This window comes from Nocardioides sp. (assembly GCF_024509035.1).
Classification (GTDB): Bacteria; Actinomycetota; Actinomycetes; order Propionibacteriales; family Nocardioidaceae; genus Nocardioides.
The window spans coordinates 15,750-24,075 of record NZ_JANINT010000256.1; the positions used below are offsets into that span (position 1 = coordinate 15,750).

Sequence of the window (8,326 nt, forward strand, 5' to 3'; positions counted from 1 at the left end):
CGGCCATCTTGTGGGTGTCCTCGCGCTTCTTCACCGCGGCACCGAGGCCGTTGGAGGCGTCGAGGATCTCGTTCATCAGCCGCTCGTGCATGGTCTTCTCACGCCGGTCGGAGGCGTAGCCGACCAGCCAGCGCAGCGCGAGCGTGGTGCCGCGCGTGCCCTTGACCTCGATCGGGACCTGGTAGGTCGCGCCGCCGACGCGGCGGGACTTGACCTCGATGGCGGGCTTGACGTTGTCGAGCGCACGCTTGAGCGTCACGACCGGGTCGGTGCCGGTCTTCTCGCGGCAGCCCTCGAGCGCGGTGTAGACGATGCGCTGCGCGACCTGCTTCTTGCCGTCCTGCAGCACCTTGGAGACCAGCTGGGAGACCAGCTGCGACCCGTAGACGGGGTCGATGTCGATCGGCCGCTTCGGGGCCGGACCCTTGCGCGGCATATCAGCTCTTCTCCTTCTTCGCGCCGTAACGGCTGCGGGCCTGCTTGCGGTTCTTCACGCCCTGGGTGTCGAGCGTGCCGCGGATGATCTTGTAGCGGACACCGGGGAGGTCCTTCACACGGCCACCACGCACGAGCACGATCGAGTGCTCCTGCAGGTTGTGACCGACGCCCGGGATGTAGGCCGTGACCTCGACGCCACTCGACAGGCGCACGCGGGCGACCTTGCGGAGAGCGGAGTTCGGCTTCTTCGGAGTCGTGGTGTAGACGCGGGTGCACACACCGCGTCGCTGGGGCGAACCCTTGAGGGCAGGCGTCTTGTTCTTCGACACCTTGTCCTGGCGGCCCTTGCGGACCAACTGCTGAATGGTGGGCACCGGGTGGTTCCCCTTCTTTTCCGCTCTCAGTACGGACGCTCTGTCCGCACGGTGTTCTGCTGTGTGTCCGGGTGGTGCTAGGTCAACCCTCGTCGCTCGCCCCCGAGGTCGGGCGTGTCGCCCGGGCCGCACGTGTCAGCGAGATCCGGTGAGGGTTCCGCTGACGGGGCAATCGGTGCCGGACTCGAGAACCTGACTCCCCGATTGCTTCCGGGCACGCGCAACGGCCTGGTTGTCCCAGACACGAGAAAAAAGGCTACCCGGGTGGCTGGGCACGGTCAAAACGGTGCGCAGACCGCTGTCGAGGCGGGTGTGCACGGCCAGCGCCAAGGCTACGCCGACGATGGTGAGCACCCCCCCGATGATCAGGGCCCAGCGGGCGCCGAGGTGCTGGCCGACCGCTCCGATGATCGGCGCACCCAGCGGCGTACCGCCCATGAGGATCGTCATGTACAGCGCCATGACCCGCCCGCGCAGGGCCGGGGCGGCCTCCAGCTGGAGGGTCGCGTTGGCCGAGCTGAGGAACGTCAGCGTGAAGAACCCGATCACCGGCGCGAACACCGCGAACGCGACGTAGGTCGGCAGCAGCCCGGCCACGATCTCGGCCAGGCCGAAGCCCAGTGCGGCCACCACCAGCAGCCGCACCCGGATGCGGACCCGGCGGGCCGCCAGCAACGCACCGGTGAGGGAGCCGACGGCGAGCGCCGAGCCGAGCACGCCGTACTCCCCCGCGCCCTTGCCGAACACCTCGGTGGCCATCAGCGCCGAGGTGATCTGGAAGTTCATGCCGAAGGTGCCCGCGAAGAACACCATGATCATGATCAGCACCATCTTGGGCTGGCTGCGCACGTAGCGGACACCCTCGACGAGCATCCCGGGCTCGCGGCGCTGGAGCTCGGTGGGGTGCAGCAGCGCCACGTTCATGCGCTCGAGCTGGGCGATCACGGCGAGGTAGGACGCTGCGTTGACCAGGATCACCCAGCCCGTCGCCTGGGCGCCACCACCGAGGGCGCCGATCATCAGGCCGGCCACGGCCGGGCCGAGGATGCGGGCGGCGTTGAAGCTGGCCGAGTTGAGGCCGACCGCGTTGGTGAGGTCGTCGGGTCCGACCATCTCGGAGACGAACGACTGGCGGGCCGGCCCGTCGAAGGCCGCGCCGATGCCGAAGAGGAACGCGATCAGGTAGACGTGCCAGGTCTGGGCGACGCCGAGCACCGCGATCACGCCCAGCGCGAGGGAGGCGAGGGCCATCATCGCCTGCGTGACCTGGAGCAGGCGGCGCTTGGGGAACCGGTCGGCGACGACCCCGGCGTACGGGCTCAGCAGGAGGATCGGGAGGAACTGCAGTCCGGTGGTGACGCCGAGCTCGCTGCCGCTGTTCCCGGGCAGCTGGAGGACCAGCCAGTCCTGGGCCACGCGCTGCATCCAGGTGCCGGTGTTGGAGACCAGACTGCCGGCGAGGTAGAGCCGGTAGTTGGGATTGCGCAGCGAGCGGAACGTGGGACTCAAGGTGGAGTGGTCAGTCCTTCTGAGCGAGGTGGGCGAGGATGGGGGCGGCCTGGCGCAGGATCGCGCGCTCCTCGGGCGTCAGCTCCTGGAGCCGACGGGCCAGCCACGCATCGCGTCGGTGGCGGTCGGCGAGGACGCGCTCGCGGCCCTGCTCGGACAGCTCGACCACGACCTGGCGGCCGTCGGTGTCGTGGGGGCGGCGTACGACGTCGCCGCTCTCCTCGAGGCAGTTGACCGTGCGCGTCATCGACGGGGGCTGGACGCGCTCGGCGGCCGCGAGCTCGCCGATGGTGAGCCCACCGCCGGTGCGGTAGAGCACCCCGAGGACACCCATCTGGTTGATGCTGAGCTCGTTGTCGGGGTGGCGCTCCCCTGCGAGCCGCCGACGCAGGCGCATGACGCTGAGCCGGAGCTCGGAGGCGAGCCCGGCGTCCGTCTTCGAGACCTTCTGGAGCGTCGGCATATCGTTAGCATAACTCATTACCTGGGCTAAGGATTCCCGCTCGCGGACCCGACATGCGCCGAGCCGGCGCAGTCTGTGCTCAGACTGCGCCGGCTCGATGTGGGATGGGGCCGAACCGCGTCGGCTCGGGGTCAGCTCACCCAGTTGGTGATCGGGTTGATGGCGAAGTAGACGACGAACAGGGCGGCGACGACCCACATGAGCGGGTGGATCGCCGAGAGCTTGCCCCGCATGATCTTGATCAGCACGTAGGCGAGGAACCCGGCGCCGATGCCGACCGAGATCGAGTAGGTGAACGGCATCAGCACGATCGTGAGGAACGCCGGGATCGCGATCTCGAGGTCGTCCCAGTCGATGCCCTTGACCTGCTGCATCATCAGGAAGCCGACGAGCACCAGCGCGGGGACCGCGGCCTCGGACGGGATGATCTCCACGACCGGGGCGACGAAGATCGCGGCCAGGAACAGCACACCGGTCACGACCGACGCGAGACCGGTGCGCGCACCCTCGCCGACACCCGAGGCGGACTCGATGTAGGAGGTGTTGGACGAGACGCCGGCCGCGCCACCGGCGGCCGCGGCGAGCGAGTCGACCACGAGGATGCGGCGGGTGTTCGGCGGGGTGCCGTCCTCCTGGAGCAGCCCGGCCTCGGCGCCGATCGCGGTCATCGTGCCCATCGTGTCGAAGAAGTCCGCGAGCATGAGCGTGAAGATCAGCAGCAGCACCGTGACCACGCCGGCGTTGTCCCACGAGCCGAGCAGGGAGAACTCGCCGACGGTGTCGAAGTGCGGCGTGGAGACGATGTCGTCGGGCCAGGCCGGCACGTTCAGGCTCCAGCCCTTGGGGTTGTCGACGCTCGAGCCGAGGTCGGCGATCGCCTCGACGATGATCGCCACGACCGTGGTGGCGATGATGGAGATCAAGATGGCGCCGCGGACCTTGTTGACCCACAGGGCGATGACGAGCACCAGGCCGAAGGCGAACACGAGCACGGGCCAGCCGGCCAGCTGGCCGGTCTGGCCGAGCTGGACCGGCACCGTGGTCTGGGCCGCGTCGGGGATGCGACGTACGAATCCGGCGTCGACGAAGCCGATCAGCGCGATGAACAGGCCGATGCCGACCGAGATCGCGATCTTCAGCTGGGCCGGCACCGCGTGGAAGACGGCCTCCCGGAACCCGGTCAGCACGAGCGCCAGGATCACCAGGCCCTCGATGACGACCAGCCCCATCGCGTCGGCCCAGGTCATCTGGTTGGCGACCGAGAACGCCACGAACGCGTTGAGGCCCAGGCCGGTGGCCAGCGCCAGGGGGTAGTTGGCCGCAACCCCCATCAGGATCGTCAGGACGCCGGCGACCAGGGCGGTGCCGGCGGCGATCGCGGCCAGGTTGGGCTCACCGTTGGAGGATCCGAGGAGCTGGCCGTCCTTGTCGGCTGCGAAGCCGATGATCAGCGGGTTCAGCACGATGATGTAGGACATCGTGAAGAACGTGACGAGACCGCCGCGGATCTCCCGCTCGATCGTCGAGCCGCGTTCGGTGATCTTGAAGTAGCGGTCCAGGCCGCTGCGACCCGTGGTCGTCTGAGTGCTCACGGGCCGCAAGCATCCCAGACGCAGACGCGGTCGACTAGCGTGTCTCGCGTGGAGCTCCGCGACGACCAGCCGACCCAGCACGAGTTCGGCAACCGCACGTTCTTCGTGGCCGACGTGGAGCCGCTCGACGTCGACGGCGTGCGCACCGTCGAGGTCGGCACGGCGCTGTGGCTGATCGGGTTCCTGGCGCTGCTGCCGTTCTACGGCCGGCTCGAGGACTCGGGCAACGAGTGGTGGCTGTGGACGTGCCTGTCCGGGTTCGGGCTCGGCCTCTTCGGGCTGGAGTACTGCCGGAGGCGCCGCAAGGCGCGCAAGGAGCTGGCGGAGGAGCTCGAGCGCTGACCGCTCAGCTCAGAAGGTCTCGAGCTCGTCGATGCTGATCGTGTCGACGACGGGGTCGGGCAGCGGCTGCGGTTCGTGCCGCTTGGCCAGACGCACCTCGGAGTGGGCGCCGCAGCCGTGGTCGAAGGAGACGACGCGGCCGTCGTCGTTGGCGTCGCCGTTGGCGCAGACGCCGAAGATCTCGGCGAGGGGGCCGGCGAGGCGCACCAGGAAGCCGCAGGTCGAGCAGCTGTCGGGTGCGGAGCGGGCCAGCGGCGAGTCGGGGCCACCGTCGCCGTCGTACCAGCGCTGGGCGGCGAGCTCGCGGCCCTCGGGCGAGAGGGTGCGGACCCGGCCCAGGCCGAGGTCCTGGGCGACCTGGCGGACCTGCGCCTTGGCGTCGGCGTCGAGCGGGTCGTCGCCGAAGGAGTACGTCGGCACCAGCCGCGGGTCGTCGTCGTCGACGGGCAGCAGGTCGCCCGGGGAGAGGTCACCGGGCTGGATGCGCTCGCGGTAGGGCACCCACGGCGGGGCGACGATCGCCTCGGCGCCCGGGATCAGCACCACCTCGTCGATGGTGACGTTCTTCTGGCGCGGCGCCCGCGCGACGGTGACCGACCAGCGCCAGCCCACGTAGCCGGGGCGGGTGCAGGCGAAGAGGTGGGTGACCACCCGCTCGCCCTCGACCTCGTGGCCGAGGTGGTCGCCGACGTCCGCGGCACCGACCTGCTCGACGAGCGCGTCGCGGGCCACGTCCACCGCCGCCACCGTGGCGGAGTCGGGCTTGGGTCGCGTGGTCGTGATCACGACGGAATCATGTCTCATGTCGGCACGGACTGTCAGGTCGGGTGCGGCAGGATGGGGCCATGTCCGCCCCGTCGTCCGAGACACCGACCGCCGGGCGAGGGTCCAAGGTCGTCCGCGGGCTCGGGGCGACCGCGCGGGCGACCCGGCGTGCGGGCTCGTACACGATGCGCCAGGCGAAGCGCGCCGCGGAGGCGCAGGGCGCCGGTGAGTCCGGGCTGTCGCGGCTGATCCAGATGCACACGTTCAACACCGCGGGCGATGCCGCGGTGGCGATCTCGCTGGCGGGCTCGCTGTTCTTCCAGGTCCCCTCGGGCGAGGCGCGTGGCCAGGTCGCGCTGTTCCTGGGCCTGACGATGCTGCCGTTCGCGATCGTCGCGCCGCTGATCGGACCGTTCCTGGACCGCTTCGCCCACGGCCGGCGGTGGGCGATCGGCGCGACGATGGCGATCCGGGCGTTCCTGTGCTGGGTGCTCGCCGACGCGGTGGTGACCGAGTCGGCGCTGCTGTTCCCCGCCGCGCTCGGCGTGCTGGTGGCCTCCAAGGCGTACGGCGTGACCCGCGCGGCCGCCGTACCCCGCCTGCTGCCGAAGGACTTCACGCTGGTCAAGGCCAACGGCCGGGTGTCGATGTCCGGCATCGTCGGCGTCGCGATCTCGGCGCCGATCGCCGGCCTGGCCTCGCTGGCGGGCTCGGAGTGGGTGCTGCGCTACGCGTTCGTGCTGTTCGTCGTGGCGACGGTCGCCGCGATCCGGCTGCCCGCGCGGGTCGACTCCAGCCAGGGAGAGGAGGAGATGGTGCTGCGCGGCTCGGAGGAGCCACGCGGCTCGGGTCGCCGGCGCACCCGCATCCCGCCCGCGGTCGCCTACGCGCTGCGCGCCAACTGTGGGCCCCGCTGGCTGGCGGGATTCCTCATCATGTTCATGGCGTTCCTGCTGCGCGAGAACCCGATCGGGGACTGGAGTCCCGAGATGCTGACGGGGATCGTGGTCGGCGCTGCGGGCGTCGGCAACTTCCTCGGCGTCGTCACCGCCTCGATGGTGCGGCGCATCCGGCCGGCGATCACCGTCACCGTGATCCTGGTGGCCGACGTGGCCGCCGCGGTCGTCGCCGCGCTCCTGTACGGCGTGCTCGCGGTCGCGCTCCTCGGCCTGGTCGCCGGGCTGGGCCAGGCGCTCGCGAAGTTCTCCCTGGACGCGACGATCCAGCGCGACATCCCCCACCGGGTGCAGGCCAGCGCGTTCGCCCGCAGCGACACGACCCTGCAGCTGGCCTGGGTGATCGGCGGGTTCGTCGGCATCGCGCTGCCGCTCGACCCGCCCCGCCTGGGGCTGGGCGTCGCGGCGGTCGTGCTCGCCGCCTGGGCGGTGTTCGTGCTGGCCAACCACCCACGGAGGCTCAGCCGCACCGCTCAGGTCAGGGACTAGCGCTCGAGCTCGTCGGCGAGGGCGCGGAGCAGCTTGGCGGCGGGCTTGGCGGTGCGCGCGTCGGGGTGGCGGCCGTGACGGTAGGCCTCGCCGACGCCGTCGAGCATCCGGATCAGGTCCTCGACGATCGGGACCATCTCCTCGGGCTTCTTGCGACGTGCCTCGCGCTGGTTGCGCGAGACCGAGGCGGGCGCGTCGAGGACGCGGACCTGCAGGGCCTGGTCACCACGGCGACCCTGCGCGATGCCGAACTCCACGCGGGTGCCGGCCTTGAGCGAGCCGGTCCCGCCCGGGAGGGCCTCCGAGCGCACGTAGACGTCGGGTCCGTCGTCCTGGGAGAGGAAGCCGAAACCCTTCTCGGCGTCGAACCACTTCACCTTGCCAGTGGGCACGGGCTGACCTTCTTCTCACGCTGTTGAACCGGGACGCTCCAGCCTATAGCGCCTCGTTCATCGAACCCGAACGGAATCCACGAGGATCGACCTCGGCGGCCTCGAAGCCCGCCTCGCGCACCGCCTCGACGACCCGCTGCTCCACGTCGGGGTCCAGCGGCAGCAGGTTCGAGTCCACCTCGACGCATCCCCGGTCGCCGCGGTCGCGGACCCGCAGGTCGCGCAGGCCGGCGTCCTCGAGCAGCGCGCGGACGGCGACCTCGGCGCGCTCCACCCGACCGAGTCGGTACGGCGTCACCTCGACGCCGTACGCGACCCGCGAGGAGAGACAGGCGGCCGCCGGCTTGTCCCAGGTCGGCAGCCCCCACCGGCGCGAGGCCTCCCGCACCTGGGCCTTGGTCAGCCCGGCGTCGCGCAGCGGCGCGATCGCGCCGCGCTCGTCGGCCGCGCGGATGCCGGGCCGGAAGCCCGCCACGGCGTCGTCGGCGTTGGTGCCCGTGGCCACGTGCGCGAGGCCGTGCTCGGCGGCCAGCGGCGTGAGCACGTCGAGCAGCTCGGCCTTGCAGAAGTAGCAGCGGTCCGCGCCGTTGGCGCGGTAGCCCTCGCGCTCCATCTCGTGGGTCGCGGGCGTGAGGAGGTCGACGCCGAGCGAGACGGCGAAGTCGCGGGCCGGGTCGCGCTCGGCCAGCGGCAGCGAGTGGGAGTAGCCGGTCGCCGCCGCCACCTTGTCGGGGCCCAGGGCACGGACGGCTGCGGCGAGGAGGAACGCGCTGTCGGCACCACCGCTGTAGGCGACCAGCACCGACTCGCGCTCGCGGAGGTCGGCGGCGAGCGCGTCGAGGCGCAGCTCGAGGACGTGGTCGTCGAGCCAGGCCGGGAAGTCGTGGAGGCTGTCGAGCACCACATGGGTGCCGGCGTCGAGCAGCTCCTCGCGGGTGCAGCCACCGGTGAGGACCGAGACGCTCAGCACCCCTGCGGCGAGCGCGCCCTCGACGTCGTGGACGTG

Annotated in this window: 10 protein-coding genes; 2 read left to right on the forward strand and 8 right to left on the reverse strand. The window is 71.1% G+C overall.

The genetic code is table 11. From position 1 onward, the window contains the following. The 5 genes from rpsG to Q0L15_RS17685 form a co-directional block, all read right to left on the reverse strand. Positions 1-436, reverse strand: a 436-nt coding sequence (gene rpsG / locus Q0L15_RS17665; protein ID WP_296605764.1) for a 30S ribosomal protein S7, incomplete at its 3' end; no start/stop codon positions are given. Position 437: 1 nt separating this feature from the next. Then, entirely contained in the window at positions 438-812 is a 375-nt protein-coding gene (gene rpsL / locus Q0L15_RS17670) for a 30S ribosomal protein S12 (protein WP_011757353.1), read from the reverse strand. A 135-nt stretch (positions 813-947) separates the two neighbouring features. Beyond that, positions 948-2,321, reverse strand: a complete 1,374-nt coding sequence (locus Q0L15_RS17675) for an MFS transporter (RefSeq protein WP_296605765.1) — start codon at positions 2,319-2,321, stop codon at positions 948-950. Positions 2,322-2,331: 10 nt separating this feature from the next. Then, positions 2,332-2,784 (reverse strand): MarR family transcriptional regulator, encoded by a 453-nt coding sequence (locus Q0L15_RS17680; RefSeq protein ID WP_296605766.1) that lies wholly within the window; start codon positions 2,782-2,784, stop codon positions 2,332-2,334. Positions 2,785-2,915: 131 nt separating this feature from the next. After that, complete coding sequence (locus Q0L15_RS17685; protein WP_296605767.1) at positions 2,916-4,376, reverse strand: NCS2 family permease; 1,461 nt, start codon at positions 4,374-4,376, stop codon at positions 2,916-2,918. 48 nt (positions 4,377-4,424) lie between these two features. Here Q0L15_RS17685 and Q0L15_RS17690 point away from each other — a divergent pair, with 48 nt between their 5' ends. After that, positions 4,425-4,718 carry a DUF2530 domain-containing protein gene (locus tag Q0L15_RS17690; RefSeq protein ID WP_296605768.1) on the forward strand — a complete coding sequence of 98 codons (294 nt, stop codon included), beginning with the start codon at positions 4,425-4,427 and terminating at the stop codon, positions 4,716-4,718. Positions 4,719-4,727: 9 nt separating this feature from the next. Here the strand turns inward: Q0L15_RS17690 and Q0L15_RS17695 are convergent, their stop codons facing one another. Further along, the gene (locus Q0L15_RS17695; RefSeq protein ID WP_296605769.1) at positions 4,728-5,522 is read right to left on the reverse strand and encodes a DUF3027 domain-containing protein; all 795 of its coding nucleotides are present in this window, start codon (positions 5,520-5,522) and stop codon (positions 4,728-4,730) included. A 41-nt stretch (positions 5,523-5,563) separates the two neighbouring features. On the opposite strand from Q0L15_RS17695, the gene Q0L15_RS17700 reads away from it, so the two are divergent. Then, a complete protein-coding gene (locus Q0L15_RS17700; RefSeq protein ID WP_296605770.1) occupies positions 5,564-6,928 on the forward strand; it encodes an MFS transporter in 1,365 nt (454 codons plus the stop codon). Here Q0L15_RS17700 and Q0L15_RS17705 read toward each other — a convergent pair. Both Q0L15_RS17705 and larE read right to left on the reverse strand, forming a co-directional pair. Continuing rightward, positions 6,925-7,320, reverse strand: a complete 396-nt coding sequence (locus tag Q0L15_RS17705) for a cold-shock protein (RefSeq protein ID WP_296605771.1) — start codon at positions 7,318-7,320, stop codon at positions 6,925-6,927. The two genes, Q0L15_RS17700 and Q0L15_RS17705, sit on opposite strands and share 4 nt — an antisense overlap. A gap of 43 nt (positions 7,321-7,363) precedes the next feature. Beyond that, on the reverse strand, positions 7,364-8,326 hold a 963-nt coding region (gene larE / locus Q0L15_RS17710), incomplete at its 5' end, for an ATP-dependent sacrificial sulfur transferase LarE (protein ID WP_296605772.1).